This is a genomic window from Micromonospora sp. NPDC005205 (assembly GCF_040608275.1).
Lineage (GTDB): Bacteria > Actinomycetota > Actinomycetes > Mycobacteriales > Micromonosporaceae > Micromonospora.
This window is the reverse complement of the sequence record NZ_JBEXHV010000001.1, coordinates 541,583-568,301: the sequence shown is the minus strand read 5'-3', so window position 1 is coordinate 568,301 and position 26,719 is coordinate 541,583. Positions and strand designations below refer to the sequence as shown.

At 71.8% G+C, this 26,719-nt stretch carries 24 protein-coding genes; 12 read left to right on the top strand and 12 right to left on the bottom strand.

Going from position 1 to position 26,719, the window contains the following annotated elements:
- Positions 1-99 precede the first annotated feature (99 nt).
- Together ABZU43_RS02720 and ABZU43_RS02715 are read left to right on the top strand one after the other, a co-directional pair.
- On the top strand, positions 100-1,419 hold the full coding sequence (locus tag ABZU43_RS02720) for a DUF222 domain-containing protein (RefSeq protein WP_355004836.1): 1,320 nt from the start codon (positions 100-102) through the stop codon (positions 1,417-1,419).
- Positions 1,420-2,083: 664 nt separating this feature from the next.
- Entirely contained in the window at positions 2,084-4,264 is a 2,181-nt protein-coding gene (locus ABZU43_RS02715; protein ID WP_355004835.1) for an AAA family ATPase, read from the top strand.
- On the opposite strand, the gene ABZU43_RS02710 is transcribed toward ABZU43_RS02715, so the two are convergent.
- The 4 genes from ABZU43_RS02710 to ABZU43_RS02695 are packed head-to-tail and all read right to left on the bottom strand — an operon-like array spanning position 4,253 to position 6,536.
- Positions 4,253-4,864, bottom strand: a complete 612-nt coding sequence (locus ABZU43_RS02710) for a hypothetical protein (RefSeq protein ID WP_355004834.1) — start codon at positions 4,862-4,864, stop codon at positions 4,253-4,255. The genes ABZU43_RS02715 and ABZU43_RS02710 overlap by 12 nt on opposite strands.
- A complete protein-coding gene (locus tag ABZU43_RS02705) occupies positions 4,864-5,208 on the bottom strand; it encodes a YbaB/EbfC family nucleoid-associated protein (RefSeq protein WP_355004833.1) in 345 nt (114 codons plus the stop codon). The genes ABZU43_RS02710 and ABZU43_RS02705 overlap by 1 nt, the downstream gene beginning before the upstream one ends.
- Before the next feature lie 9 nt (positions 5,209-5,217).
- A complete protein-coding gene (locus tag ABZU43_RS02700) occupies positions 5,218-6,144 on the bottom strand; it encodes a WXG100 family type VII secretion target (RefSeq protein WP_355004832.1) in 927 nt (308 codons plus the stop codon).
- On the bottom strand, positions 6,141-6,536 hold the full coding sequence (locus tag ABZU43_RS02695; RefSeq protein WP_355004831.1) for a type VII secretion target: 396 nt from the start codon (positions 6,534-6,536) through the stop codon (positions 6,141-6,143). The genes ABZU43_RS02700 and ABZU43_RS02695 overlap by 4 nt, the downstream gene beginning before the upstream one ends.
- 136 nt (positions 6,537-6,672) lie before the next feature.
- On the opposite strand from ABZU43_RS02695, the gene ABZU43_RS02690 reads away from it, so the two are divergent.
- From ABZU43_RS02690 to ABZU43_RS02670, 5 genes are all read left to right on the top strand, one after another.
- On the top strand, positions 6,673-7,317 hold the full coding sequence (locus tag ABZU43_RS02690; protein ID WP_355004830.1) for a transporter: 645 nt from the start codon (positions 6,673-6,675) through the stop codon (positions 7,315-7,317).
- Positions 7,314-7,625 carry a transcriptional regulator gene (locus tag ABZU43_RS02685; protein WP_355004829.1) on the top strand — a complete coding sequence of 104 codons (312 nt, stop codon included), beginning with the start codon at positions 7,314-7,316 and terminating at the stop codon, positions 7,623-7,625. The genes ABZU43_RS02690 and ABZU43_RS02685 overlap by 4 nt, the downstream gene beginning before the upstream one ends.
- Positions 7,622-8,584, top strand: a complete 963-nt coding sequence (locus tag ABZU43_RS02680; RefSeq protein ID WP_355004828.1) for an ABC transporter ATP-binding protein — start codon at positions 7,622-7,624, stop codon at positions 8,582-8,584. The genes ABZU43_RS02685 and ABZU43_RS02680 overlap by 4 nt, the downstream gene beginning before the upstream one ends.
- Positions 8,585-8,594: 10 nt before the next feature.
- Positions 8,595-9,332 (top strand): ABC transporter permease, encoded by a 738-nt coding sequence (locus ABZU43_RS02675; RefSeq protein ID WP_355004827.1) that lies wholly within the window; start codon positions 8,595-8,597, stop codon positions 9,330-9,332.
- 93 nt (positions 9,333-9,425) lie between these two features.
- Positions 9,426-10,190: a VOC family protein gene (locus ABZU43_RS02670; protein WP_355004826.1), complete on the top strand. Its 765-nt coding sequence runs from the start codon at positions 9,426-9,428 to the stop codon at positions 10,188-10,190.
- Positions 10,191-10,269: 79 nt separating this feature from the next.
- On the opposite strand, the gene ABZU43_RS02665 is transcribed toward ABZU43_RS02670, so the two are convergent.
- From ABZU43_RS02665 to ABZU43_RS02650, 4 genes are all read right to left on the bottom strand, one after another.
- Positions 10,270-11,073 carry an ABC transporter ATP-binding protein gene (locus tag ABZU43_RS02665; protein WP_355004825.1) on the bottom strand — a complete coding sequence of 268 codons (804 nt, stop codon included), beginning with the start codon at positions 11,071-11,073 and terminating at the stop codon, positions 10,270-10,272.
- Positions 11,070-12,098, bottom strand: coding sequence for an iron ABC transporter permease (locus ABZU43_RS02660; protein WP_355005181.1), 1,029 nt, complete (start codon positions 12,096-12,098; stop codon positions 11,070-11,072). Before ABZU43_RS02660 ends, ABZU43_RS02665 begins: the two co-directional genes overlap by 4 nt.
- 208 nt (positions 12,099-12,306) lie before the next feature.
- Positions 12,307-13,236 carry an ABC transporter substrate-binding protein gene (locus ABZU43_RS02655; RefSeq protein WP_355004824.1) on the bottom strand — a complete coding sequence of 310 codons (930 nt, stop codon included), beginning with the start codon at positions 13,234-13,236 and terminating at the stop codon, positions 12,307-12,309.
- A gap of 354 nt (positions 13,237-13,590) precedes the next feature.
- A complete protein-coding gene (locus ABZU43_RS02650; protein ID WP_355004823.1) occupies positions 13,591-15,483 on the bottom strand; it encodes a M14 family metallopeptidase in 1,893 nt (630 codons plus the stop codon).
- A 210-nt stretch (positions 15,484-15,693) separates the two neighbouring features.
- Between ABZU43_RS02650 and ABZU43_RS02645 the strand changes: the two genes are divergently transcribed.
- Positions 15,694-17,031 carry a C39 family peptidase gene (locus tag ABZU43_RS02645; protein WP_355004822.1) on the top strand — a complete coding sequence of 446 codons (1,338 nt, stop codon included), beginning with the start codon at positions 15,694-15,696 and terminating at the stop codon, positions 17,029-17,031.
- A gap of 104 nt (positions 17,032-17,135) precedes the next feature.
- Here the strand turns inward: ABZU43_RS02645 and ABZU43_RS02640 are convergent, their stop codons facing one another.
- The 3 genes from ABZU43_RS02640 to mqnE all read right to left on the bottom strand — a co-directional run bounded on the left by ABZU43_RS02640 (position 17,136) and on the right by mqnE (position 19,139).
- Positions 17,136-17,435 (bottom strand): DUF4229 domain-containing protein, encoded by a 300-nt coding sequence (locus ABZU43_RS02640; RefSeq protein ID WP_355005180.1) that lies wholly within the window; start codon positions 17,433-17,435, stop codon positions 17,136-17,138.
- Positions 17,436-17,508: 73 nt separating this feature from the next.
- Positions 17,509-17,946 (bottom strand): hypothetical protein, encoded by a 438-nt coding sequence (locus ABZU43_RS02635; RefSeq protein WP_355004821.1) that lies wholly within the window; start codon positions 17,944-17,946, stop codon positions 17,509-17,511.
- A 23-nt stretch (positions 17,947-17,969) separates the two neighbouring features.
- Entirely contained in the window at positions 17,970-19,139 is a 1,170-nt protein-coding gene (gene mqnE / locus ABZU43_RS02630) for an aminofutalosine synthase MqnE (RefSeq protein WP_091395685.1), read from the bottom strand.
- A gap of 239 nt (positions 19,140-19,378) precedes the next feature.
- On the opposite strand from mqnE, the gene ABZU43_RS02625 reads away from it, so the two are divergent.
- The 4 genes from ABZU43_RS02625 to ABZU43_RS02610 all read left to right on the top strand — a co-directional run bounded on the left by ABZU43_RS02625 (position 19,379) and on the right by ABZU43_RS02610 (position 25,557).
- Positions 19,379-20,938 carry an NlpC/P60 family protein gene (locus ABZU43_RS02625; RefSeq protein WP_355004820.1) on the top strand — a complete coding sequence of 520 codons (1,560 nt, stop codon included), beginning with the start codon at positions 19,379-19,381 and terminating at the stop codon, positions 20,936-20,938.
- A 114-nt stretch (positions 20,939-21,052) separates the two neighbouring features.
- The gene (locus ABZU43_RS02620; RefSeq protein WP_355004819.1) at positions 21,053-22,591 is read left to right on the top strand and encodes a hypothetical protein; all 1,539 of its coding nucleotides are present in this window, start codon (positions 21,053-21,055) and stop codon (positions 22,589-22,591) included.
- A 380-nt stretch (positions 22,592-22,971) separates the two neighbouring features.
- The gene (locus tag ABZU43_RS02615; RefSeq protein WP_355005179.1) at positions 22,972-24,834 is read left to right on the top strand and encodes a DEAD/DEAH box helicase; all 1,863 of its coding nucleotides are present in this window, start codon (positions 22,972-22,974) and stop codon (positions 24,832-24,834) included.
- A 102-nt stretch (positions 24,835-24,936) separates the two neighbouring features.
- Positions 24,937-25,557, top strand: a complete 621-nt coding sequence (locus ABZU43_RS02610; RefSeq protein WP_355005178.1) for a putative glycolipid-binding domain-containing protein — start codon at positions 24,937-24,939, stop codon at positions 25,555-25,557.
- Between the two features lie 60 nt (positions 25,558-25,617).
- Here ABZU43_RS02610 and ABZU43_RS02605 read toward each other — a convergent pair whose 3' ends face one another.
- Entirely contained in the window at positions 25,618-26,709 is a 1,092-nt protein-coding gene (locus ABZU43_RS02605; RefSeq protein WP_355004818.1) for a PLP-dependent cysteine synthase family protein, read from the bottom strand.
- Between the last annotated feature and the right edge of the window lie 10 nt (positions 26,710-26,719).

Here is a 26,719-nt window from a genome sequence, read left to right as displayed (position 1 = left end):
GGCACGGCGAGCCGGCAGCTCACGATGCTCGATGATGTCAGTTCCACTCATTGATCAAGGCGACTGCAAAGTGTCGTACACCAGTTCTATTCTGGTTATATGTTGGAGGCGTTGGCGCAGGTGAGCGGGGCAGTTGATGACTTCGCCGAAACCGCGCTCTGGGCGCTCTCCGATGACGAGTTGCTTGCTTCGCTCGACGCGACCCACGTGTTGGGGCAGCGGTTGGCCGCAGTCCAGCTCGGTCTGGTCCGCGAGTTGGACGGTCGCGGGGTGGCGGTCGCTCAGGGCGCCTCGTCCACTGCCGTGTGGCTCCGGGAGCGGCTGCGGCTCTCGGGGCGCAGCGCCCGCCAACTGGTCCAGCTCGCCGCCACCATCGACGCTGCTCCGCCAGCGGTGCGCGACGCTCTGCTCGCCGGTGTCATGACGGTTGAGCAGGGTCGGGTGGTGGCCGAAACGATCGCCGCCCTCCCGGTCGAAGCAGGCCCCGAGGTTGCGGACAAGGCCACCCAACTACTGGTCGCCTTGGCCGACCGCTTCGATCCGACAAGCCTGAGCCGGCTCGGCGAGCGCGTCCTCGCGCACGTCGCCCCGGAATTGGCCGACCAGGCTGAGTTGAAGGCTCTGGAGCGGGCCACCGAGCGAGCAGAGGCCCGCCGGCACGTCACGCTTTCCGAGCAACGCAACGGCCAGGTACGCCTCAGCGGCAACCTCGACACCGAAACCGCGAGCCTGCTGCGCGAGGCGATCGATCCGCTCTGCGCTCCAGCCGGTGGGCAGGATGACCGCAGTCCTGGTCAGCGCCGCGCTGATGCGTTGGGCGAGATCTGCCGACTGGCTCTACGCACCGGTCAGCTGCCCGACAACGGCGGCGACCGTCCTCAGCTGGTGGTGACCGTTGCGCTGGAGGAACTGGTCAACGGCGTACGCGCCGGAACACTGGAGACCGGCACGCACCTCACCCCCGGTGCGGTCCGGCGCCTGGCCTGCGACGCGGGTGTGCTGCCGGTCGTGCTCGACGGCAACAGTCAGGTCCTGGACGTCGGCCGGCAGCGCCGGCTCTTCACCGGCCCATTGCGACGCGCGCTGGTCCTGCGAGACGGCGGTTGCGCCTTTCCTGGTTGTGATCGACCGCCGAGATGGTGCGACGGCCACCACATCCGACACTGGGCCGACGGTGGGGTGACGGCGCTGGGCAATGCGGTGCTGCTCTGCGGTTACCACCACCGGCTCATCCACCGCGGCGACTGGACGGTCCGGCTCGCGGACGGCCGACCTGAATTCCTCCCGCCCAGCTGGCTAGACCCACTACGACCCCGCGTCGCAACCTCTACCACCTGCGCTGCTGAAGCGGCCGGCCACGGCCACTCCGCCCGCAACCACGCCTGCCACCGCGACCGGCGACCGCCACGGCGACCCTGACCGCGCCTTGCCACCCCGACCGGCAACCGCGACAGACAGCCGCGCCCTCCCACCACCACCGCGACCGGCAACCGCGACAGACAGCCGCGCCTTGCCAGCGTCACCGGCGACCGGTGACCGGCGACCACGACGGAGGGCCCGCGCCTTGCCACCGCGCCACCGCGATCAGCGACCGGCGACCGCGGCGGACGGCCGCGCCCTGCCACCGCCACCGCCACCGCCACCGCCACCGCCACCGCCACCGCCACCGCGATCAACGACCGCGACAGCCCTGCTAGCCCTGCTGTCCCCTGCCATCCCGAGCCGCGCGCCTCCCGCTGATTGACTCGGCTTGCTGGAAACCGGGGCGTCCCACCGGCCCAGGCCACGCGACTTCCTGAAAGCCGAGTCGAGTCGATCACTGGCGGCGCGCGGTCGCGGCAGGAGAAAGCACGGCCTCGGGCGGGGCGTGATCGCCCAGCGACAGCCGACCGGGCGACACGCCGTCTCGGACGGGTGGTCGCGTCGGTAATTCGATGGCTGTGGCGGGTTGGGAAGCGTAGGGTTGCAGGCCGCTTGACGGCCGAGGTGAGCTGCACCGGAACGGACGTCTTCGCGCCGGGCGGCCGGCCATCCGCCCCCGGACACGCGAGCGCGCAGCAGATGTGAACGATGGGACGTCAGCATGCCCGCACTTGACCTCGACACCGACACTGACACCGGCCTCGACGCGGACCTGGCCGCCGAACGCGCACATCTCAGCACCTCGCGGGCGGCACTGGGTCGGATGCGGGAGCGGGCCGAGTCTCTTTTCGCCACCGGTGACCAGGTGGCCGGCGACGCGTACGCGGCCGAGACGCTCGGCCGCACCCTCGCCCGCCGGGTCGCCGAGCTGGCCGACGACCCGACCACCCCGCTCTTCTTCGGCCGCCTCGACTTCGCCGGCGCCCCTGACAACAGCACCGCAGGCAAGACGGCCACAGGCAACGGGACCACAGGCAACACGGCCACAGGCAACCGGACCACAGCCGGCAGGCCCGCCATCGAGCCGACCCCGCCTGACGCCAGCGGCGATCATCACGGTCGGCGGTATCACGTGGGGCGGCGGCATGTCACCGATGATCGTGGTGAGCCGTTGGTGCTGGACTGGCGGGCACCGGTCTCCCGTTCGTTCTACCGGGCCAGTGTGCGGGATCCGCAGGGGGTGGCGGTTCGGCGACGGTTCGGGTTCAGCAATGGTGTGCTGACCAGCTTCGAGGATGAGCGGCTGGATCGGGGCGAAGAGCTCGGTACGACCAGTCGGATCCTCACCGCCGAGATCGAGCGTCCACGCGTCGGGCCGATGCGGGACATCGTCGCCACGATCCAGCCGGAGCAGGACGAGCTGGTCCGGGCTGATCTCGCCGACTCGATCTGTGTGCAGGGCGCGCCGGGTACGGGGAAGACGGCCGTGGGTCTGCACCGGGCCGCGTACCTGCTCTACCTGCACCGGGAGCGGTTGCGACGGGCGGGTGTGTTGATCGTCGGGCCGAACCGGGCGTTCCTGTCGTACATCGCGGCGGTGCTGCCGGCGCTCGGTGAGGTCGAGGTCGAGCAGGCCACTGTGGAGGAGTTGATCTCCCGGGTGGCGGTTCGGGCGGTCGAGGCCCCGGCGGTGGCCGCGCTCAAACACGATGTACGGATGGCGAGCGTGCTGCGACGCGCCGTGCAGGCGCAGATCGGCACTCCGACCGAGTCGATCACCGTGTCGGACGGCTCGTTCCGCTGGCGCATCGGGGTGGAGCCGTTGCACCGGATCGTCGAGGAGACCCGCCGGGAGGGGCTGCCGTACGGCACGGGTCGGGAACGTGTCCAGGCGCGGGTGGTGAGTCTGCTGCAACGGCAGGCCGAGGCGCGGCGTGCGGAGTCGCCAAGCGATGCCTGGCTGCGCCGGATGAGCCGCTGCCGGCCGGTGCTCGACTTCCTGGACGCGGTCTGGCCGTCGCTCACCCCGGAAGGGCTGGTGCACGGCCTGTTCTCCGATCCGGACCGGCTCGCCGCCGCAGCGGACGGGCTGCTCAGCGACGCTGAGCAGGCGCAGTTGACGTGGGTGAAGCCAGCCCGCACGCCGAAGGCGACCCGTTGGACCGCTGCGGACGCGGTGCTGATCGACGAGGCGACCGGGCTGCTGGAACGGCTCTCCGGGTTCGGGCACGTCGTGGTGGACGAGGCGCAGGACCTCTCCCCGATGCAGTGTCGGGCCATCGCTCGGCGCAGTGAGCACGGCTCGGTCACGCTCCTCGGTGATCTCGCCCAGGGCACCGCGCCGTGGGCGGCGACGGACTGGAGGGAATCTCTCGCCCATCTGGGCAAGCCGGACGCGGTGGTGGTCCCGTTGACCATCGGGTTCCGGGTGCCGGCCGCAGTCGTCGCATTCGCGAACCTGCTGCTCCCGGCGCTCGCGGTGGACGTACCGCCGGCTGAGTCGCTGCGACACGACGGCGGCCTGGACGTGCGTACGGTAACCGACCTGACCTCGGCGACGGTGGCCGAGGTGCGCGCGGCGCTCGCGCACGACGGATCGGTCGGGGTGATCGCCGCGGACGACGCGGTCGACGGCCTGCGCGCGGCGCTGGCCGAGGCCGGTGTCGAGACCGCGACCGCCGACGACGTGGCGGCCGCGGAGCGGGTCACGGTGGTGCCGGCGACGCTGGTCAAGGGCCTGGAGTACGACCATGTGGTGGTGGTCGAGCCGGCCGCGATCGTCGCGGCCGAGCCGCGCGGACTGCACCGGTTGTACGTGGTGCTCACCCGGGCGGTGTCCCGGCTGGCGGTGCTGCACGTTGCGCCGCTGCCCGCCCCGCTCGTCGGTGGCTCAGCCGGCTGACAGGGCTGCCGCGGCCTCCCGCAGCGGGCGGCTGGAGTCGGCCAGCGGCACGTGGAACGACAGCCACGACCCGTCGGCGAAGTCGATCCGCAGCCGCTTCCAGTTCAACCGGTACCTGCCGAACCGGGCGGCGACGGTCGTGCGCGGGACGGACCCGAGCAGTTCGATGTCGGCCTGCGCCTGTTCGTCAGCCGTCGAGCTGGAGAGCAGGCCGACGGGTGCTGTCGCGCCGAGCAGCAGCCGCTGGTCGGTGACCCCCAGCACGAGGGTCCGGAGGCCGGGGCCCTTCGCCGCCGCGGTCAGGGCGTGGTGCAGCACGGATGCCTGGGAATCCGGATCGCCTCGACCTCCGACACCGAAGAAGAGCCAGTCGACGGCGTTGTCTGCCCGACCGAAGGTGATGTTCGGGGACAGCACGTTGAGCAGGACACCCAGGAAGCCCGGCCCACCCGTGGCGGGTGGGGTCGACGGCTGCGAAGGAGGCGCCGGCGTCAGCCCGCCGCCCGCTCGCACCTGGGCCACCGCGCGCACCTGCTCCCCGGCCGCCAGCAGTCGGGTGATCCCCTCGACGTACCGTGTCTGGCTCCCGTCGGTCGTCATCAGTGTCCCTCGTAGTCGGCGGACCGGCGCGGACCGGCGCCTGCGTCGCCGATGACCTCCCCGACCAACTCCCGGACGCGGGCCGCGGCGGCTTCCTGCGCCCGGTTGGCGGCTGCGGTGAACTCCTCGGCCAGGCTGTAGGAGTCCAGTCGCATCGCCCGCGCGTTCAGCTCCGAAGAAAGGATCTTGCCGTCGGCCGCGGCGGTGACCCGCACCAGACCGGAGTCGCTCACACCCTCGGCGCTGGTCTGCTCCAGCTCCGCCATCCGATCGGCGAGTTGCCGCTGCCATCCGTCGAGGTTGCGAGCCAGCGCCTCGATTCGGTCCAGGGCGGGGAAGGTCATGGCTGCCTCTCAGTTCACGATGGAGTCGAAGACATTCTGCACACCCGCTGTGTACGGGCCCAGGTCCTCGCTGTACGTGCCGTCCACCAGATAGTTGCGGTCCTTCTGCCCGTCGGAGATGTCGTGCAGGCCCACGCCGGTGTCCAGCAGAGCGCCGCCGAACCCGGGGATGTTGACCGGCGAGACCTGGTTGATGACGAACTTGCCCGGGAAGAGAGTCTTGAACTTCTCGACCTGGAAGGCCCGCCCCTCGGGCGTCCAGCCGCCCTTGCTGAGCAGCTTGTACTGCTTCTTTCGCTTCTTGATCTCCATGACGGTCTCCGCGTACTTGCGGAGCTGCCCGGCGACCTTGCCCAGCCGGGCGGCGAGGCGGGTGAGCACCTCGGCGAACCGAGCGACGACCTTGACCATCCGACCCACCGTGGTGGCCAGCCGGGCCAGCACCCGGACCACCGTGGCGGCCAACGAGACGCCGGCGCTCAGCGCCGCGGCCACCGCCGCGATGATCACCTCGGTGAGGAACCAGAGCAGGAACTCAAGGATCAGCTCGACCAGCAGATTGAACGCGTCCACCGCCGCGTTCGCCGCCTCGACCAGCACGTCCTTGGTGCCGTCGAGCCCCTGGGCCAGCTCCTCGATCGCCGCCTCGACCGACTCCATGGAGGCGTGGAAGCCCTCGGCCGCGTCGCCCGACCAGGCGCCACGCAGGCGGGCCCGGTCGGCGATCTGGTCACCGGCGATCTCCCGTACCGCAGCGCCGGTGTCCAGGCAGAGCTGCGCGGCCCGCATCAGGTCGTCCGGTTCGCCGGCGACCAGCTCCAACAGCTGCTCGAACGGCCAGAGCACCGCGTTGGAGAGCGGCTTGAAGGGCTCGGGCGTGCCCGAGACGATCTGCTCGAAGTAGGTCTTGTTGCGCTGCAACGCCTCGGTGCTCACGCCGGCACCGAACCGGTCGGAGCGCCGTTGCCACCCGACCAGGGGCCGGGTGCGATGAGGTCGGGAGCGGGCGGGCGGCCGGGCACGAAGAGGTCGGTGTTGGCCACGTCGGTGCCGGTGTAGGCGGCGGCGGTGTCGGTGAGCCCCTCGGCGATGTCCGCCATCATCTCGGCGCCGTCGGCCAGCCCTTGAAGGCACGCCTCGAACTGCTCGGCGTACGACGCCGCGAGGTTGAAGGACGCCGGCATCACCCCGAAGGCGTGCCGTGGCACGTGCCCGTCGCCGAAGGCGCGGTGCAGTTCGCGGAAACGGGCCGCCCGATCCTTGGACCCGGCGGCGAACGCCGTCAGAGCCTCCGGCTGGACCTCCAGCTCATTGCTCGGGCTTGACACGAACCCTCCCCTGTGGCCTGTGCGACGGATCAGTCGTCACGACTGAACCACCATAGGCAATGCTCGCCGGCATCGGGGGGTCCCGTCGGTGATGACGGGGTCACCCCGCTCGACTTTGTGTCGTAAAGTAGTTTGCGTGGACCTCGACGATGATTCACCACCCACTGACGCCGCAGCGGCGCTCCGGCTGATCCAGGACCAGCGGTCAGCGACGGCACGCCAGCTCGACCCCGACGCCCGCCTGCTCTACTGGCCGTGGGGTGTCGCCTGGCTGGTCGGTTTCGGGCTGTTCTTCCTGCGATTCCCCCCGGGTGAGCGGGCGCTGGTCGCACTGCCGAGCTGGCTGCCGCTGACCGTCCTCTTCGTACTGCTCGCGGCCGCCGGAGCGACCCAGGCGGTGGTCAGCATGCGGGCCTACGGCCAGGTGACCGGCGACTCCGCCCGGCGCGGCAAGTGGTACGGGTACGCCTGGGCGCTCGGAACGGTCAGCGTCTACGCGGGGCTGGGCCGGATCTCCGAACACCTGCCGCACGACCTGGCGGCGCTGCTCTGGTCGGCGACCGCCGTCGGGCTGACCGGTGCGCTGCACATGGCCGGCGGGGCGGTCTGGCTGGACCAGGACCTGTTCCGGCTGGGCGTCTGGATCAGCGTGATCAACCTGGTCGGGGCGTTCGCCGGGCCGGGCTGGCACCCGCTCATCGTGGCGTTGGCCGGCGGCGGCGGAATGCTGGTGGCCGGCGCGCTCGCCCGGCGGCGGCAGCGACAGCGACAGCAGCCGTGACCGAGCTGGATCCGGTCATCCACGCGCAGGCCCGGCTGCGGGTCGTCGCCAGCCTCTCCGCTCTCAACGTCAACGACAAGATCGCGTTCCCCCGCCTGCAGGAGCTGCTCGCGATGACCGCCGGCAACCTCTCGGTGCACCTGCGCAAACTCGAGGACGCCGGCTACGTGGAGATCAGCAAGACCCATCGTGGACGCACTCCGACGACCCTGGTCGGGCTCAGCCGGCGAGGTCGGCTGGCATTCGAGGAGTACACCGAAGCAATCCGCGCCCTGCTCGACCCCACCCCGTCGAAGGAGCAGCCATGACCCTCGCCCGCGCCGACCAGGCCAGCCGCCGGTACGGCGACGTCCTCGCGCTCGACCGTGTCGACCTGGAAGTCCAAGCCGGTGAGCTGGTCGGCCTGCTCGGGCCGAACGGCGCCGGCAAGAGCACCCTGATGAAACTGCTGACGGGCCTGCGCCGCCCCAGCTCGGGGCGGGTCGAGCTGTTCGGGGGCGACCCCCGCGACCCGGCGAGCCGGCGACAGATCGGGGTCACGATGCAGGAGACCGGCCCGCCCAGCACACTGCGCGTCGGCGAGGTCGTCGACTTCGTCTCCGCGCACTACCCCGACCCGGTGCCCCGGGCGGAGTTGCTCGACCGCTTCGGCCTCACCGACCTGACCCGACGGCAGACCGGTGGGCTCTCCGGCGGGCAACGCCGCAGGCTGGCGGTGGCGTTGGCCTTCGTCGGCCGGCCCCGGTTGGTGCTGCTCGACGAACCGACCACGGGCCTGGACGTTGCCGCCCGGCGCACCCTCTGGGACGCGATCCGGGCATTCCACGACGACGGCGGGACCGTGTTGCTCAGCAGCCACTACCTGGAGGAGGTGGAGGCACTCGCCCACCGGGTGGTGGTCATCGGGCAGGGCCGGGTGCTCGCCGACGACACAGTGGATGCGGTGCGCGGCATCGTGGGCGTACGCCGGGTCAGTCTGGTCGCCGATGACCTGCCCGACCTGCCGGGGGTGGTTCGCACCGAACGGGTCGACGGTCGGCTGCACCTGCTCACCACCGACGCCGACGAACTGGTCCGAGCGCTTGTCACGGCCCAAACCCCGTTCACCGACCTGGAGGTACGGCCGACCTCGCTGGAGGAGGCGTTCCTCGCCATCACCAGCGAAGACGCGTCCAGCGAAGACACGCTCGCCGGCACCGACCGTCCCACCGCTGCCGACGACAGTCCCGCCACCGCCGCTGCCGGCGGCCGACCCACCACCGTCTGAGGAGGCGACCGTGCAGCTCGCCCTGGTCCACGCCCGCTACCAACTCCTGGAGATCATCCGGATTCCGGTGGCCGTCTTCGGCAGCGCCTTCTTCCCGGCCGCCTCCATGATCTTCTTCGTGGTGCCGTTCGCCGGTGACGATCCGGTCGGTGCCACCTACGCCACCGCGTCGATGGTCACCTTCTCGGTGATGAGCGCCAACATCTTCCAGTACGGCGTCGGTGTCGCCGAGGACCGCGACCAGCCCTGGAACCCGTACACCCGGACCCTGCCGACCGGGCCGGCCCCGCGGTTCGCCGGCCGGGTGCTGGCCGGCCTGGCGCTGACCTACCTCTCGCTGATCCCGGTCGTGGTGATCGGCGCGACGCTGACCGCGGCCCAGGTCACGCCGGCGGCGTTCCTTCTGGCTCTCGGCACGGTGGCCGTCATCTCGGTGCCGTTCACGCTGATGGGGCTCGCCATCGGTTACCTGCTGCCGAGCAAGGCGGCGATCGTGGTGGCACAGCTGATCTTCCTGCCGCTGGCGTTCGGCGGCGGGCTGCTCTCCGCGCCGGGCGACGCGCCCGGGTTCATCGAGACGATCGCGCCGTACCTGCCGACCCGGGGCGCTGCCGAACTGATGTGGGCGTCGGTGGCCGACTACGACGTGCAACCGCTGGCACTGATCATGCTCGGTGTCTGGGTGGTGTTGCTCGCCGCGCTCGCCGGTTGGGCGTACCGACGGGACGAGGGTCGCCGGTTCAGCTGACGATTCGTTCGTTTCCGCCCCGGGCCGCGGCGGGACGGTGCCAGGATTCCGGCAGGGGGCCGCCGTGGCCGCCGGGCCGAAAGGGGTCTTGACGTGAGCACCGTCCCGCCGGGTACGCCCTGCTGGGCCGACCTGGCCACCCCGGACCTGACCGACGCGCGGCGCTTCTACCCGGAGCTGTTCGGTTGGACCGGCCGGGTCACCCCGGAACCCGAGGCGGGCGGCTACACGGTCTTCCTGCTCGACGGCAAGCCGGTGGCCGGCGCCGGCCCGCCCGCGATCCCGGACCAGATCCCGATCTGGTCGACCTACCTCGCCACCGACGACGCCGAGCTGGTCGCCGGCCGGGTCGAACGGGCCGGCGGGCAGGTCGTCGTACCACCGTTCGAGGTCTTCGACAGGGGCTGGATGGCGGTCTTCGCCGACCCGGCCGGTGCCACGTTCAGCGTCTGGCAGCCACTGGCCATGGCCGGTGCCGAGGTGTTCAACGTGCCCGGTGCGATGAGCTGGAACGAGCTGGTCACCCCCGACCCCGAGGGCGCGAAGGTCTTCTACGAGCTGGTGTTCGGCTGGCAGCCCGACGACCAGGCGGTGGGCGCGATGACGTACACCGGGTGGCGGCTCGGGACGCAGATCGTCGCGGGGATGATGCCGCCGCTGGCCGACGACTTCCCGGCCGACCTGCCCGCGTACTGGACTGTGTACTTCGCGGTGGCCGACGCGGACGCCGCCGCGGCCCGCGCCGCCGAGCTGGGCGGAACGATCCTGGTCCCGCCCCGCGACATCCCCGCGGGCCGCTTCGCCGCCCTCCGCGACCCCCAGGGCGCCCTCTTCTCCGTCATCGACCTGGGCCCCTGACCCAGCGCCCGCGTGCTCAGGGCCGGGTGGCGCGTGCTCAGGGCCGGGTGGCGCGTGCTCAGGGCCGGGTGGGGCGTGCTCAGGGCCGGGTGGGGCGGACAGGGACCACCAGGGGGCCGTGGGAGCCGGGGACCACCCGGACGCTGGCCCGGTAGTGGGTGGCGAGCAGCTCCTCGGTCAGCACCTCAGTCGGAGTTCCGGCGGCCACCACCTGACCGGCGGCGAGCATCACCATCCGGTCGGCGTACTCCCCGGCCAGGGAGAGGTCGTGCATCGTGGCCAGGACGGTCAGGCCGTGCTCCCGGCGCAGCTGGTCGACGACTTCGAGCACGTCCTGCTGGTGGCCGATGTCGAGCGCGCTGGTCGGCTCGTCGAGCAGCAGCAGTGTCGCGCCCTGGGCGAGCGCGCGGGCGAGGAACACCCGCTGCCGTTCGCCGCCGGAGAGGGTGGCCAGTTCGCGACGGTGGAAGCCGGCGAGGTCCAACCGCCCCAGCACCTCGTGCACGGCGTCGACGTCGGCTGTCGACTCCCGGCCCAGGGTCGGGATGTACGGGGTGCGGCCGAGCAGCACGTAGTCCAGCACCGACATGCCGGGCGGCACCACCGGGGACTGCGCCACCGTGGCCACTATCCGGGCGCGGTCCCGGCGGCGCAGCGCGGCACTCGGCGTACCGAAGAGACTGATCGCCCTCGGCGCGGGCAGCAGGCCGCCGACGGCGCGCAACAGGGTGGATTTGCCGGCGCCGTTCGGGCCGATCACGGTGACCCACTCGCCGACGGCGACGGTGAGGTCGACGCCGGTCAGGATCGGCGTGCCACCGAGGTCGACGTGCAGCCCGCGCACCTCGACGGCCGGCGTGCCGGCGGCGGGTTCGTGGCTCACGTGAGCGCTCGCCGGGCGGTCCGCAGCACGAGGACGAAGAACGGGCCGCCCAGCAGGGCGGTCACCACTCCGATGGGCAGCTCGGACGGAGCGGCGGCGGTGCGGGCCACCACATCGGTCAGCGCCAGGAACGCGCCGCCGAACAGCAGTGACATCGGCAGGATCACCCGGTAGCTGGACCCGGCGAGCAGCCGGACGGTGTGCGGCACGATGATGCCGACGAAGCCGATCAGGCCGGTCGCGGAGACCGCCGCGGCGGTGCCCAGCGATGCGGCGGCGATCAACAGGTACCGGGTGCGCTGCGGGTGCAGGCCCAGACTCCTCGCCTCGTCGTCGCCGACCGCGAGGACATCCAGCTCGCGGCGGTGCAGCAGCACCACCACGGTGGTCAGCGCGGCGTACGGCAGCACCAGCAGTACGTCGTGCCAACCGGCGGTGGCGAGCCGGCCGAGCAACCAGGAGTACACCGGCTGGATGGTGTCGGCGTTGCGTTGCAGGAGGTACGTCTGCCCGGCGGAGAGGAACGCGGAGACCGCCACCCCGGCCAGGATCAGCATGGCCGGTGATCCGCGTCGCCCACCGGCCGCGCCGAGCACGTAGGTCATCGTGACGGCGAGCAGCGAACCGGCGAACGCGGCCAGCGGAATGGTCATCGGCAACCCGGAGAGCGTCCCCTGCCGGCCGGCGCCGCCGAGGGCGATCGCCGCGGTGACCGCGAGGCCGGCGCCGGCGGCCACACCGAGCAGGTACGGGTCGGCCAGCGGGTTGCGGAACACGCCCTGGTAGCAACCACCGGCGAGGGCGAGCAGACCGCCGACGAGCAGGCCCAGCACCACCCGGGGCAGGCGCAGCTCGGTGACGATCGCGATCTCACGTTCGGTCAGCCCGCTGTCGAGGTGCACCCCGGGAATCAGGTTGAGCAGCTCGGCGGCGACGCTGCCCGGGGGCAGGCTCACCGGGCCGAGCGACACCCCGACGACGAGCGCGACGAGCACCGCCACCAGGCCCGCGACCAGCCACCGCATGCGCAGCCCGGCGGGCCGGGCCCCGGACGGCAGCCCGGCGGGCCGGGCCGTGGACCGCAGCCCGGCGGGCCGGGCCGTGGACCGCAGCCCGGCGGGCCGGGCCGGAGAACGTGGCTCGGCCCGCGGGGATGGCGGTGGCGGCTCGGTCGGCTGACCGGTTGGTGCCGGATCGGACACCTGTCGCGGCCCGGTCACCGACGGACGACGGTCACGCGGGCACCTTGGCGACCGCGTCGACGATGACCCGGAGCAGGTCCACGACCCGTGGGCCCCAGCGGGAGGCGATGTCGTCGTCGAGGGCGACGACCTGGTTGTTCTTCACCGCGGTGAGGCCCGCCCAGCCACTGCGCGCCTTGACCGTGTCGGCGCTCTGCTGGCAGCACTTGGCATCGGCCAGGAAGACGAAGTCCGGGTCGGCCTTGACGATGATCTCCTGGGACAGCTGCGGGTAGCCGAAGTTCTTACCGTCCGCGTCGGCCGGGTCGGCGATGTTGGTCAGGCCGGCCTGGCTGTAGAGCGAGCCGATGAAGGTCTTGCTGGTGGCGCTGTAGAGCTCCGGGCCCAGCTCGTGGAAGTAGGTGAGCTTCTCGGCGCGCTGCGGCAGGTCCTTGACCAGCTTGGCGATGTCGTCCTTCATCCGGGTGGCGACGTCGGTGGCCTGGTCGGCGTGACCGGTCAGGGTGCCCAGCTCGGTGATCTGCCGGTACGAGTCGTCGAGCGTGACCGCCGCCGGGGTCTGGTACACCGGAATCTTCAGCTTGCCGAGCTGCTCGACGATCTTGTTGCGGTCGTCGGAGAGCACCACCAGGTCAGGGTTCTTGCCGGCGATCGCCTCGGCGTTCGGCTGGAAGGCGGAGAGGTCGGTCTTGGGCACGTCGGCCGGGTAGTTCGACTGGTCGTCGACGGCGGTCACCTGCGGGCCGGCACCGATCGCGAAGAGCATCTCGGTGGCGGTGGGCGACAGCACGACGATCTTCTCGGGGCGCTTGTCGAGGGTGAGCGCGCCGACGGTGACCGGGTACGCGGCGGCAGCGGTGCCGGCGCTCGGCTTGTCGTCGGCCTTCTCGGCGCAGGCGCCGAGGGCGAGCGCGGCGACCGCGAGGGTCGCCGCGAAGATCCGAGGGGTACGTCTGTTCATAGGGGCCTCCTGTCGGTCGAGGAGTGTGGTGCTTCGCCGACAGGGACTTTCGTACGCCCGCCCACGAGGCGCCCTTCCTCGAGAGCGCGTTTCGCGACCGATCCGTAGGCGACCTGGCTCGTCCCCACCGACCGGTGGGGCATCACAGTTGCGGGACAGCGCCGGGATGAGCACCGGCTTCGCTGCGGACTGGTCGCTAAGACGGTAGCGCACCGCCGGGACGTGCCGGATCGATCAAGGGCCGATCAGCGTGGGTCGATCTCAGAGCGGTGGTGCACGAGGGGTTTGTCCCGGATCTGGAGGCTCAGGAGCGGGTGGTGGGGCCCCGCCGGGGCGGGACGGGGCCCCACCCGATCAGGAGGACGTGATGGTGACGTTGTCCACAGCCGCCTCCACAAGGCTGGCTCCGGACGCGTCCGCCGCCTCGACGAGCACGCGGACCGACTGGCCGGCGTACGGGGTGAGGTTGAGGTTGGCTACCGCCCAGGTTCCGTTACGGTTGCTGGCCGCGCCGGCCTGGGTGAGCAGCGCTGTGGTGCCGCCGTTGTGCACCACGCTCACCCGCAGGTAGTCCGCCGACGAGGCGTTCGAGCCGTGCGCCAGGTACCAGGCGAGTGAGAGCGTCAGCGTGCCGGACGACGGCAGTGTCACAGCCGGTGACCGGGCACTGGTCACTCCGCCGTCCACGTCGTAGTCACCGGCCGCCGAGCCGGCGAGCCGGCCGGTGACCAGGTCGTTGGACCCGGCGTACGGGGTGAGCTGCTTGGCTCCGGAGGACGTGGTCGCCTGGGCGGCGCCCCGCTCGAACGCGCCGAGGGTGGCGGTGTCGGTGCCGGACGGGTTGATGGTCCAGCCGGTGGCGGTCTCGAAGGTGTCCGACCAGACAGTGGTGCCGCCACCGCCGCCGCAGTACTGCGCCTGCTTTCCGATGGCCCGGTACGGGCAGTCGGCGTACTCGCTGAGGAGCAGCACCGCGTCCCGGTTGCGCGAGGTCTGCGCCGGGATCACCTCGTCGGGCGGGTAGAAGCCGCCGCCGCCGGACGAGCCCGGGTACATCTCGAAGGTGTACGCCCAGATGTTGTGGGTCGCCCACATCCAGTCGAGGCTGTCTCCGTCGGTGATGTAGAGATCGCTCGACTGTTCCGGGGTGTAGCCGTTGGTGGCCGCCATCTGCTGACCGATGGTGGCGAAGGTGTTGTACTGGTCCGCGTTCATCCCGGTCGCGGTGTTCGCCGTGGTGTAGCCGTACGGCCAGAGCACCAGCTGCGAGTACGTGTGGAAGTCGATGTTGGCCTTGATCTGCTGCACACCGCCGACGACCCGGCCGTTGACGAAGTTGCGCAGCGCCTGCGTCTCGGGCGCGGAGAACGCCGACGGCCCCCGGTAGGTCTCCGACGAGGTGGTGCCGGACGAGCCTCCGCAGCATCCCCAGTTGTAGGACCAGTTGCGGTTCAGGTCGGTGCCGACGTTGGACGAGCCGCTGTTGGGCTGCCGGTTCTTGCGCCAGGACCGGTACGACCCGGTGGCGATGTCGTACTCGCTGCCGTCCGGGTTGACCGTCGGCACGATCCAGAGCTCCCGGCCGTTGACGATGTTGGTGATCCGGGAGTCGCTGCCGTAGCTGTCGGTGAAGAGATTGAGCAGGTAGATCGCCATCTCGACGGTCAGGTGCTCACGAGCGTGCTGCTGGGAGTTGAACAGGATCTCCGGCTCGTTCTCGTCGGTGCCGACGTTGTCGGAGATCTTCACGGCCATCAGGTCGCGGCCCTCGTACGACGATCCGATGCTGATCTTGCGGGCGATCGCCGGGTGGTCGGCGACGACCTGGTTCACGACGGCGGTCAGTTCCGCGTAGTCGTGGTAGTTCGAGTCGGCCGGCGGGAAGGCCAGCGCGCCGAAGTCGCCGGCGCCGCGCTCGGCGTTGGGCGGCGGGGCGAGCGGTTCCAACCGGAAGCCGAGCTTGCCGATCGCGGCGGCCTCGGCCGCGGTGGCCGAGATGTGCAGCACGCCGTGTTCGGAGTAGTCGATGGCGGCTCCGGTGCGGGCCACCGCGTTGCGGTCGGCGAGGGTCCGGGGCCCGAGCACCCGGTAGCCGGCGGCGGCCTGCTCAGCGGTGCGGTCCGGTGCCGGTCGGGCGGCGGTCGGGCCGGCGGTGACCGGGCCGGCGGCGACGGTGACGATGCCCAGCCCGGTGACGACAGCGAGCACCAGGACACGGCGGAGGGGGATGGGCGTGCGGAGGGCCATGGACTACCTCCTCGATGGGCGGGAGATCCCGCTCGGTGAAGGACACTTCACCACCTGTCACATGGTCATATCAATATTGATCGTTGCGTTGGCCATCCCAGGCGGATCATCATGGCGGCAATGATTTTCCACCTATCAACACCTGGCGAAACTTCCCTCCAAGCGGAAAACTGACCAGCGACGATGCCCCCTCGACACCGCGGAGCACCCATGGCCAGACCCCGCCTGCGCGCGGCCGCCCTCGCCGGCGTCACCACGCTCACCCTGCTCACCAGCGCCACACCCGCGCTGGCGGCGCACCCGCCCGCCCCCGCCCACGACGAGCAGATCACCTACCAGGACTGGTCCGGGCCCGCCGATTGGCACCGGGGCAGCCGGGCCGGCACCCGCGTCGTGCCCGGCGCCCGATCGGGCGTCACCCTGGCCCGCCCGGCCGGCACCACCGAGTACGCGGACCCGCACACCGGCACCACCCGCACCTGGGAGTACGGCACCTGGACCTCGCCGGTGACCCGGGTCGGGTTCGACGCCACCGAACTGATCGCCTCCTGGAACGCGGAGACCCCCGCCGGCACCTGGATCCAGGTGGAGATGCAGGGCAGCTACACCAGCGGCGACCAGACCCCGTGGTACGTCCTGGGTCGCTGGGCGTCCGGCGACACCGACATCAAGCGGACCAGCGTCAACCGGCAGGGCGATCCCTGGTCGACGATCTGGACCGACACCTTCAGCATCGACGACGCCACCGCCGGAGTGCTGCTGCGGTCGTACCAGCTCAAGCTGACCCTCTACCGCGCACCCGGGCAGAGCGCCGCCCCGGTGGTCCGGATGCTCGGCGCGATGAGTTCCACGGTGCCGGACCGGTTCACCGTGCCGCCGAGCGCCGGACACATCGCCTGGGGCCGGGAACTGCCCGTGCCGCGCTACTCGCAGAACGTGCACTCCGGGCACTACCCCGAGTACGACGGCGGCGGCGAGGCGTGGTGCTCACCCACCTCGACGGAGATGGTCGTCGAGTACTGGGGTCGCAGACCGTCGGCGGCCGACACCTCCTGGGTGGACCCGACCTACCCCGACCCGACCGTCAACCACGCCGCCCGGATGACCTACGACTACGCGTACGACGGCGCGGGCAACTGGCCGTTCAACACCGCGTACGCGGCCAGCTTCCCCGGGCTGGAGGGCCGGGTGACCCGGCTGCACTCGCTGGACGAGCTGGAGCGCTTCATCGCCGCCGGCATCCCCGTCGTGACCAGCCAGTCATTCCTCGCCAGTGAGCTGGACGGGGCGAACTACGGCACCTCCGGGCACCTCTTCGTGGTGGTCGGCTTCACCGCCGACGGCGACGTGATCGTCAACGACCCGGCCTCGTCCAGCAACGACGTCGTGCGCAACGTCTACAAGCGTGCGCAGTTCGAGCAGATCTGGCTGCGCACCAAGCGCACCAACGTCAGCGGCGGCGTCTCCGGCGGCTCGGGTGGCATCGCGTACCTGATCAAGCCGATCTCAAAGCCCTGGCCCAAGCGCTCCGGCTCCACCAACTGGTAACCCTCTGCCCCGCGCCCGGGATCAGCTCCGGCCGGCGGGTCACCTGCGGTTGATCATGAAGTTATTGCCCGGCCGGTCGGCGTGTCGTGGCAATAACTTCATGATCAACGCTGGGAGTCGGGGGTTTGGGTGGGGGGGTCGGGGGTGGGGGTCGGGGTGTGGTCTTCGCCGGCCAGGGCGGAGCGGAGGCGTTCCTTCTCGGTGCGGCGGCGCTCGGCTGCTTCGGCGATCTCCCCGGCCATCTCGTCCCGCCAACCACGCAGCAGGAAGAAGGACAGCGCGGCGGAGAACACCAGCGCCAGCATCAGCTTCAGGAACACGTTCATGTCGACCAGCCAGAGGCCCGCCAGCACTGCGACGAACAGCCCGATCCGGCCCAGCGTGTACTTGAGCGCGGCACTCACCTGCACCACTCCGTTCTCTCCGTCGCCCGCCACTGCCGGCGGAAGGGTCGAGCCGCCCGACGGGCGGTCGCGGTCAGCCGGTCCGGCGGGCCAGCCAGCGGACACCCGGGAACCAGAGGGCCGCGTACGCCACAGTGAACGCCGCCGCCGCCAACGCCCCGGAGAGCAGCGGCGGCAACCCCGCACCCAGACCGGCGATCAGCAACCCGGCGAACACCCCGACGGCAGCGGCGACCACCGCCGCCACCACCCGGGCCGCGCCGAACTCCCAGGCCCGGAAGTCGTCCCAGAACAGCCAGGCCGGCAGGATCACCGCCAGCCAACCGTTCGTGTGCCCGAAGTCGCCGGCGCCGATCGAGGCGAACGCCCAGTCGAACAACACCAACGCGAGCACGCCGATGACCAGGCCGGCCAGGCACACCCCGAGCAGATCGCCCAGGGTACGGATGCGGCCCTCGGCGTCCCGGCGGGGAAACCCGCTCTGCGGCTCAGGTCCTCGTTGCTCGGTCATCGACTGCGAGGGTACGTGGTGGCTCAGGCCCAGACCTGCTGCGGCTCGGCGCGCCGCTCGGCCAGCGACGGGGCCTTGTCGTACTCCCGGACCACGTTGTAGCGGGTGTCCCGCTCGACGGGCTGGAAGCCGGCGTCCCAGATCAGGTGCAGCAGGTCGTCCCGGTGCATGGTGTTCGGGGTGCCGTACGAGTCGGCGTCGTGGGTGATCTTGTATTCGACGACGGAGCCGTCCAGGTCGTCCACGCCGAAGTTCAGCGAGAGCTGGGCAACCGAAAGCCCGTGCATCACCCAGAAGTTCTTCAGGTGCGGCACGTTGTCGAAGAGCAGCCGGGAGACGGCGAACGTCTTCAGCGACTCGGCCGGCGAGGCCATCGTGGTGCGCGCCTGGATCCGGTTGCGGATCTTGCCGTCCGCCGAGTCGACGAAGTCGTGCTGGTAGCGCAGCGGGATGAAGACCGCGAAGCCGCCGGTCTCGTCCTGCAACTCACGCAGCCGCAGCACGTGGTCGACGCGGTGCCGGGGCTCCTCGATGTGGCCGTACAGCATCGTCGCCGGGGTTTTCATGCCCTTGCTGTGCGCCAGGGCGTGGATGCGCGACCAGTCTTCCCAGTGGCAGGCGTGGTCGACGATGTGCTGTCGGACCTCCCAGTCGAAGATCTCCGCGCCGCCACCGGTCAGCGACTCCAGACCAGCGTCCATCAGCTCGTCGAGGATCTCGTCGGCGCTCAGGCCGCTGATCTTCTCGAACCACTGCACCTCGGTCGCCGTGAAGCACTTGAGCTTGACGTTCGGCAGCGCCGCCTTCAGCTCGCGCAGCACCTTCGGGTAGTAACGCCAGGGCAGCGTGGGGTGCAGGCCGTTGACGATGTGCAACTCGGTGAGCTGCTCATCCTCCATCTCCTTGGCCTTGCGGACCGCCTCGTCGATGCGCATCGTGTACGCGTCCTTCTCGCCCGGCTTGCGCTGGAACGAGCAGTACGCACAGGACGCCGAGCAGACGTTCGTCAGGTTGAGGTGCCGGTTGACGTTGAACATCACCCGCTCGCCGTTCAGCTCGGTGCGCTTGTGGTGCGCCAGCCGCCCCAGCCAGGTCAGGTCGTCGCTCTCGTAGAGGGCGACCCCGTCCTCCCGGGTCAGCCGCTCACCGGCGTACACCTTCGCTTCGAGCTCACGCTTGAGTCCGGCGTCCATGGCACGTCCCTTCCACCTGCGGTCCGGATCGAGCGTACGTCGCGACACCGACGGGCCCGGCGGCACGGTCGCTGGCAGCGACCCACCTCACCAGACTCTCAGCCTCCCGTAACCCGGCAACACATCGACATGAGTGGCGCGGTGCGGTAGTAACAACGTGGGGCGGAACACACACACTGGTACCGTCCCGGCGGTCGCGCCCACCGAGCGCGGCGACGAGTGGTTGGACGGGGAGCGGCATGGTCTACAGCGGGCGCGGGCGACGGCAGCGACGACGGAGCCCGGTGATCTCGCCGGTCCTGCGTCCGAAGCTCTGGGCCGCCCTGCTCGGCGCGATCGCCGCAGCCGTGCTGGCCACCCCCGCGTACGCGGAGCCCGGCGTGCCGACCACAGTGCCGGACACGGGTTCGCGCCCGGCGGTCACCGGCTCGCTCCAACTGCCGGGCAGCGCGCCGGTCGCCGGCGTGCCCGCCCCTCCGGTGGTCAACATCGGCAACGGTCCGCTGGCCACCGCGATCTCCGCCGGTGAGGTCCAGGTCGGCGCGCTCGGCGAGGATTTGCTGGTGAGGCGGCAGAAACGCGTCGACGCCCAGGCGCAGCTCGACGCGGCCGGCAAGGCGCTGGCGACCGCGCAGGACGCCCTGCTCCGGGCCCAGCAGTCGGCCGACACCGCCGCCGCCGAGGCCGTCAAGGCCGCCGCCGCGCTGCCGCCGGGCGACTTCGCCCAGGACATCCGCGGGCTGAGCCGCCTCCAGGCGATCACCCGTGGCGAGAAGGTCGACGGCGGCACCACCGGCGTGGCCGGGGAGCTGTCCCGGGCCCGCGCGGGCGAGCAGGCCGCGTACCAGAAGCACAGCCAGGCCAAGGATCTGCTTGCCGCCGCCGAGGCGGAGTTCACCACCGGTGAGACGGCGCTGCGCACCGCCGAGGCGAGCCTGCTCAAGCTGCGCCGGGACAACGCCGCCGCGCTGATCGAGATCGAACGTCAGCAGGAGGCCGCCGAGCAGCAGATCGGTGCCGGCTACGTCTCCAACCAGAGCATCAGCGGCATGGCCGCGCACCCCCGGGCACTGGCCGCGGTCCGGTACGCGCTCGCCCAGCTCGGCGACCCGTACAAGTGGTCCGAGGAGGGGCCGAACCAGTTCGACTGCTCCGGCCTGATGTGGGCGGCGTACCGGTCCCCCGGCGCTGACTACTTCGACCTGCCACGGGTCTCCCGCGACCAGTACGCCGCCACCCGGGGCCGCACCGTCCCGCAGAGCGCGCTGCTCCCCGGCGACCTGCTCTTCTTCGCCTCAGGCAGCAGCTGGACGACGATCCACCACGTCGGCATGTACATCGGCAACGGCAAGATGGTGCAGGCGCCCACCACTGGCGACGTCGTCAAGATCTCGGTCGTCCGCTGGTCCCGGCTGTACGCCGCCACCCGGGTGATCGGCGCGGTGCCGGCACCGGTCGTGACCAACCCGACCCCGCCCGTGTCGACCCCGAAGCCCACCCCGTCGCCGACGAAGACCACCAAGCCGACGCCGACGCCGTCGCCGACGAAGACCACCACCCCGAAGCCCACCGAGAGCGCGACGCCCACGCCGACGCCGACGCTGACGACCACCCCGACGCCCACTGCGACCGGCGGCACCACGCCGAAGCCGTCGAGCACTGCGAGCAACCCTCCGACGACCCTGCCTCCGGCGACGACCAGCGCGCCTGCCAGCACGTCTCCGCCGACCACGCCGAAGGCCAGCACGAGCGCGTCGAGCAGTGGCAGCGCGACGGGCAGCCCCAGCGCCACGGGCTGATCCGCCACGACCGGCTCCGGCTGTCCGCTCGGGAAGATCTGTGGCACCGTGACAACCAGACACATCCGACTCGACGTCACGGGTCCGGGTGCGAGCACGGCGCGGAGGGCGGAAATGGCCGAGCAGAGAGATCCGGCGGAGACTGTCGACCCCGTGGTCGACCAGGCCGGCCCACCAGGGCCGGACACCGTCGACCAGCCCGGCCCACCGGGGCCGGACACCGCCGAGCCGGTGGCTGCCAGCGACGCCAACCCGGCTGCCACCAGCTCGACAGGCAGCGACACCAGCTCGACGGACGCCGGCTCCGCCGCCAGCGACGCCGCCCCGGCGGTCAGCGGCACGGCGGTCAGCGGTCAGGTCGGCGGTGGCACGGCAGCGGTCGTCGCTGACGACTCGACCGACGCCGATGACGACGCGGCGGCCGGCGACGAGCGCCAGAGCCCGGCGGCGGCACCGGTACGCGCACGTGCCAGCGTCGTGACCGCCGGCGCTCTCCGCAGTGACCTGCCGGCCAGCGCTCCGGTCACCGCGACCACCTACCGTGCGACCGGCTCGGCCAGCCCAGCCGACGTGTCGTTGCCGGGCCAGCGAAGCGACTCCTCAGCGCCGGCCCGGGCCAGCGCCACGGTTCCGAGCAGCAGCCGGGGCACTGCCAGCGCCCTGGGCACCCCGGACCGTCGCGAGAGCGCGCCCGCCGTCTATCGAGCCGCGCCGGTGGGTGCCGAGCCGGCCCAACCTCCGACGCCGCCGACTCCGGAGCCGGAGCCGGAGCCGGACCCCACGCCACCCGGCCCCGGGCCGACCCAGCCGTCGCCACCGGAACCGGAGCCCGCGCCGGCCCCGGGTCCGTACCCGCCCGGTCCGGCGCCGACGCCGGGTCCCCGACCGACGCCGCCGCCCGGTCCGGTTCCACCCCTTCCGGGCCCGCCGTCCCCGCCGCCCTCGCCGATGCCGCCCATCCCCGGTCCGCCGACGCCGCCCGTCCCGAGCCCGCCGCTGCCGCCACCCGGTCCGCCGGTGCCGGCACCACCGGCCCCGCCCGGCCCGATGCCGGCACCGCCGTTTCCGCCGCCGCCCGCGATGATCGACACGCCCGGCGTACGGGCCAGCGCCTCGGTCTCCGCACCACCGGCCGGGTGGTCGTCCCCCACCGGGGCGACCCGCCCGACGTCCGGTGCCGGATGGGCCGGTGCAGCCGCCTCCGCGCCGCCGGTGGTGCCCGCACCAGCACTGCCGAGCTGGCCACCGTCCACCGCCGGGGCACCTTCGTCGACCGCGAACGCCGGAAACTCGCGGGTGACCGCGCCGCCTGGCGGCCCGCCGGCTGACTCCGCCGGACGGGACGGCGCCGGCGCCCGTGGTGGGCGGCGCGACAACCGCACCGACCTGGCTGGCACCGTCTACGGCAACGGCGAGGGCGCCGGCTTCACCACTATCGCGATACCCGCCAACGCGGTGGAGAACTCTGGCTCGCTGACCGGGCACATCCTGGCCCAGGGGTGGTCCGACACGCCGGCCGAACGGTCCAGTAACGCCCGGGTGATGATCGTCCTGGCCGCCGCGCTGGGGCTGCTGGTGGCGATCAGTGTCATGGTCGTCCTGCTGGCCGGCGACGCCTTGGACGGTCTGGTGGGCAGCGTGCTCAACGGGTGAGCCAGCGAGCGCCGGCGATGGTGAGTCCGCCCACTACGGTCGGTCAACCGACTGGCGACTTCGCCAGACCGCCGTACACTGGTCGAGATCACTGACCCGGCGCGCGTGGTGTGCGCCCCTGGGCGATCTTGCGGGCGATCCGGCGGCACAGCCGCGGCAGGCCATCGCGAAGATGCGCCCCGCTCGAAAGGTTTTTGTTGACCACCTCTGCTGACCACGGCACCGTTACGTCCGTTTTCAACTCAGTCCCGGCGGCCGACGCCTCCCGGGAGCAGCTCGACGTCGCCCCGAGCGATGCCGGCACCCCTGCGGTAACGACAGCTCAGACCGAGACCGCCGAGACCGCCGAGACCGCCGAGACCACCGAGACCGCCGAGCCGATGAGCTTCGCCGCTCTCGGCCTTCCGGAGCAGTTGGTCCGCGCGCTGGCCCAGCAGGGCATCACCAGCCCGTTCGAGATCCAGCGGGCCACCGTTCCGGACGCGCTCGCCGGCCGCGACGTGCTGGGCCGCGGGCAGACCGGGTCGGGCAAGACGCTCGCCTTCGGTCTGCCGATGATCGCCCGGCTGGCCACCCGTAACCGGGCCCGGCCGATGCGCCCGCGCGCCCTGGTCCTGGTGCCCACCCGCGAGCTGGCCATGCAGGTCAACGACGCTCTGGTGCCATTGGGCAAGTCCGTCGGCATCTTCCTCAAGACCGCCGTCGGCGGCGTTCCGTACGACCGACAGATCGACGCGCTGCGCCGCGGCGTGGAGATCATCGTGGCCACCCCGGGCCGGCTCGGCGACCTCATCGAGCGGGGCATCTGCCAGCTCGACGACGTCGAGGTGACGGTGCTCGACGAGGCCGACCAGATGGCCGACATGGGCTTCCTGCCCGAGGTGACCGATCTGCTGGCGAAGACGCCTGCGGGCGGTCAGCGGCTGCTCTTCTCGGCCACCTTGGACGGTGACGTCGACGCGTTGGTCAAGCGGTTCATGACCGACCCGGTCACCCACTCCACGGCGCCCTCCACCGCCTCGGTGTCCACCATGGACCACCACATGCTGTTGATCCCGCCGCACGAGAAGTTCCCGGTGGCGGCCTCGATCGCCGCCCGGGACGGCCGGACCATGGTCTTCGCCCGCACGCAGCTCGGTGTGGACCGGCTGGTCGAGCAGCTCGCGGCCGTCGGCGTACGCGCCGGTGGGCTGCACGGCGGCAAGACCCAGCGGATGCGCACCAAGACGCTCGCCGAGTTCCGTGAGGGCCGGATGAACGTGCTGGTCGCCACGGACGTGGCGGCGCGAGGCATCCACGTCGACGGGGTCACCCTGGTGCTGCACGTCGACCCGCCGAAGGACCCCAAGGACTACCTGCACCGCGCGGGGCGTACCGCCCGGGCCGGCGAGTCGGGCGCGGTCGCCACGCTGGTGCTGCCCAAGCAGCGCCGTACCACCCTGGCGATGATGGAGAAGGCCGGCGTCGCGCCGGCCGAGACCCGGGTCCGGGTCGGGGACGCGGCGTTGGCCGAGCTGGTCGGCGCCCGCGAGCCCAGTGGCGTCCCGGTCCGCCTCGAGGCGGAGCCCCGGGGCTACGGCGACCGCTCCGGCGGACCGCGCCGGTTCGGCGACCGCACGGGAGGCGAGCGGCGCTACGGCGACCGGCCCACCGGCGAGCGGCGCTACGGCGACCGCCCGCAGGGCGACCGGAGCTACGGTGGACGGCCGCAGGGTGACCGGAGCTACGGTGGACGGCCGCAGGGCGAGCGCCGCTTCGGTGACCGCCCGCAGGGTGACCGGAGCTACAGCGACCGACCGCAGGGTGACCGGAGCTACGGCGGCCGCCCGCAGGGCGAGCGGAGCTACAGCGACCGACCGCAGGGCGAGCGCCGCTTCGGCGACCGGCAGCACAGCGACCGACCGCAGGGTGACCGGAGCTACGGTGACCGACCGCAGGGCGAGCGGCGTTACGCCGATCGGGACACCCGGGGGTACGGCGACCGGCCGCAGGGCGAGCGCCGCTTCGGCGACCGGCCGCAGTTCGGTGACCGCGACGGTCGGGGCGACCGACCGACCGGCGAGCGACGCTTCGGCGACCGGCCGCAGGGTGAACGGCGCTTCGGCGACCGGGATGCTCGGGGTGGGTTCCGCCCGGAGAGCCGGGTCCGGGACGACCGGCCCCGCGACGACCGGCCCCGCGAGGACCGCCCGCGTGACGACCGGCGCGGTTTCGGCGGGCGACCGGCAGCTCGTACCTACTGATTGATCCACCGAACGCCGTCGTGAAGCCCAGGCTTCGCGGCGGCGTTCGCGCATGCCCTGCCGATACCGAACGGGTCGCGTAACGTCCGGCTCATGCCGACCATGCCTAAGTCGATCTTCTGGTCCCGGACGGACACCGCCGGCAGCGAGCAGGTTCTACTCGACGACGGCCACGGGTTGGCGGCCCGGGGCACTCTGCTCGCCGTGGACCCGATCCCGTGGACCGCCCGCTATCAGCTGACCACCACGCCGGACTGGGCCACCACCCGCGTCGAGGTCGAGGCAGAGGGTCTCGGCTGGCTGCGCCGGGTGACCCTGGATCGGGCCGCCGGCCGCTGGCGGGTGACCACCGCCGAGCAGGGCGACCTGGACGCCGCCCTGGTCGCGGCCGGTCATCCCCGGGCCGGCCTGCCGGGTACGGACGACCCGGACCGGCTGGCCGACGCGCTCGACGTCGACCTGAGCGGTTCGCCGCTGTTCAACACCCTGCCGGTCCACCGGCTTCGGATGGCGGCGGAGCCGGCCGATGTGGCGCACCGGATCACAGTTGCCTGGGTGCTGCTGCCCGGCCTGGAGGTGGTGCCGGCCGAGCAGATCTACACCGGGCGCGGGCCCGGTCGGGTGCGCTTCGCCAGCGGCACCTTCACAGCCGACATCGATCTGGACGACAGCGGCTACGTGGTGCGCTACCCCGGGCTGGCCGAACGGATCGATCCGCGCTGATCAGCATCGTGGCGGGCCAGTGGCTCGGCCGCCCGGGGGGGCCGGGATCCGCTGACCGCTTCAGGCGGGCCAGGTCCCGCTGGCCAGGAAGCGTTCGATGGTGGCCAGGTGCGGAGCCAGGTCGAGGCCCTGGGCGGCCACCCAGTCGTCGGCGTAGTACGTGTCGGCGTACCGGTCGCCCGGGTCGCAGATCAGGGTGACCACCGAGCCGGTCCGACGCTCGGCGAGCATCGCGGCGATCAGTCCGAACGCGCCCCACAGGTTGGTGCCGGTGGACCCGCCCACCCGGCGGCCGAGCAGGGCCGAGCCGGCGCGCATGGCGGCCAGGGACGCCGCGTCCGGCACCTGGACCATCCGGTCCACCACCGAGGGCAGGAACGACGCCTCCACGGTGGGCCGGCCGATCCCCTCGATGCGGGAGCCCTTCCCGGTGCGTACCGACCAGTCGGCGGCCAGCCAGGCCGGGTAGAACGCCGAGTTCTCCGGGTCGACGACGCAGAGCTTGGTGGCGAGCCGGCGGTACCGGGCGTAGCGGCCGATGGTCGCGCTGGTGCCCCCGGTGCCGGCGCCCACCACGACCCAGGCGGGGATCGGGTGCCGCTCCAGCTCCAACTGCGCGTAGATCGACTCGGCGATGTTGTTGTTGCCCCGCCAGTCGGTCGCCCGCTCGGCGTAGGTGAACTGGTCCATGAAGTGCCCGCCGGAGTCCTCGGCGAGCCACCGGGCCTCGACCACCACGCTCGCCGGGTCGTCGACCAGGTGGCACCGGCCGCCCTGGAACTCGATCTGCGTGATCTTCTCGGGCGAGGTGGAGGCGGGCATCACCGCGATGAACGGCAGGCCCAGCATCCGGGCGAAGTACGCCTCGGAGACCGCCGTGGAACCCGACGACGCCTCGACGATCGTGGTGCGCGGCCCGATCCAGCCGTTGCAGAGCCCGTAGAGGAACAGTGAACGGGCCAGCCGGTGCTTCAGCGAGCCGGTGGGGTGTGACGACTCGTCCTTGAGGTAGAGGTCGATCCCCCATTCCCTGGGCAGCGGGAACGGCAGCAGGTGGGTGTCGGCGGACCGGTTGGCGTCTGCCTCGACGGCGGCGATCGCCTCGGTCACCCAGGTTCGGCTGGATTCGTCGCACCGGTCGAGATGAGTCACGCTCGGAAAC

What these genes read in the sequence shown, in the direction of transcription:
- ABZU43_RS02655 (WP_355004824.1), bottom strand. Translation starts at nt 13,236, where the DNA reads ATGAACAGACGTACCCCTCGGATCTTCGCGGCGACCCTCGCGGTCGCC.
- ABZU43_RS02615 (WP_355005179.1), top strand. Translation starts at nt 22,972, where the DNA reads ATGAGCTTCGCCGCTCTCGGCCTTCCGGAGCAGTTGGTCCGCGCGCTG.
- ABZU43_RS02645 (WP_355004822.1), top strand. Translation starts at nt 15,694, where the DNA reads ATGGCCAGACCCCGCCTGCGCGCGGCCGCCCTCGCCGGCGTCACCACG.
- ABZU43_RS02610 (WP_355005178.1), top strand. Translation starts at nt 24,937, where the DNA reads ATGCCTAAGTCGATCTTCTGGTCCCGGACGGACACCGCCGGCAGCGAG.
- mqnE (WP_091395685.1), bottom strand. Translation starts at nt 19,139, where the DNA reads ATGGACGCCGGACTCAAGCGTGAGCTCGAAGCGAAGGTGTACGCCGGT.
- ABZU43_RS02680 (WP_355004828.1), top strand. Translation starts at nt 7,622, where the DNA reads ATGACCCTCGCCCGCGCCGACCAGGCCAGCCGCCGGTACGGCGACGTC.
- ABZU43_RS02625 (WP_355004820.1), top strand. Translation starts at nt 19,379, where the DNA reads ATGGTCTACAGCGGGCGCGGGCGACGGCAGCGACGACGGAGCCCGGTG.
- ABZU43_RS02710 (WP_355004834.1), bottom strand. Translation starts at nt 4,864, where the DNA reads ATGACGACCGACGGGAGCCAGACACGGTACGTCGAGGGGATCACCCGA.
- ABZU43_RS02660 (WP_355005181.1), bottom strand. Translation starts at nt 12,098, where the DNA reads ATGCGGTGGCTGGTCGCGGGCCTGGTGGCGGTGCTCGTCGCGCTCGTC.
- ABZU43_RS02720 (WP_355004836.1), top strand. Translation starts at nt 100, where the DNA reads ATGTTGGAGGCGTTGGCGCAGGTGAGCGGGGCAGTTGATGACTTCGCC.
- ABZU43_RS02620 (WP_355004819.1), top strand. Translation starts at nt 21,053, where the DNA reads ATGGCCGAGCAGAGAGATCCGGCGGAGACTGTCGACCCCGTGGTCGAC.
- ABZU43_RS02715 (WP_355004835.1), top strand. Translation starts at nt 2,084, where the DNA reads ATGCCCGCACTTGACCTCGACACCGACACTGACACCGGCCTCGACGCG.
- ABZU43_RS02650 (WP_355004823.1), bottom strand. Translation starts at nt 15,483, where the DNA reads ATGGCCCTCCGCACGCCCATCCCCCTCCGCCGTGTCCTGGTGCTCGCT.
- ABZU43_RS02705 (WP_355004833.1), bottom strand. Translation starts at nt 5,208, where the DNA reads ATGACCTTCCCCGCCCTGGACCGAATCGAGGCGCTGGCTCGCAACCTC.
- ABZU43_RS02635 (WP_355004821.1), bottom strand. Translation starts at nt 17,946, where the DNA reads ATGACCGAGCAACGAGGACCTGAGCCGCAGAGCGGGTTTCCCCGCCGG.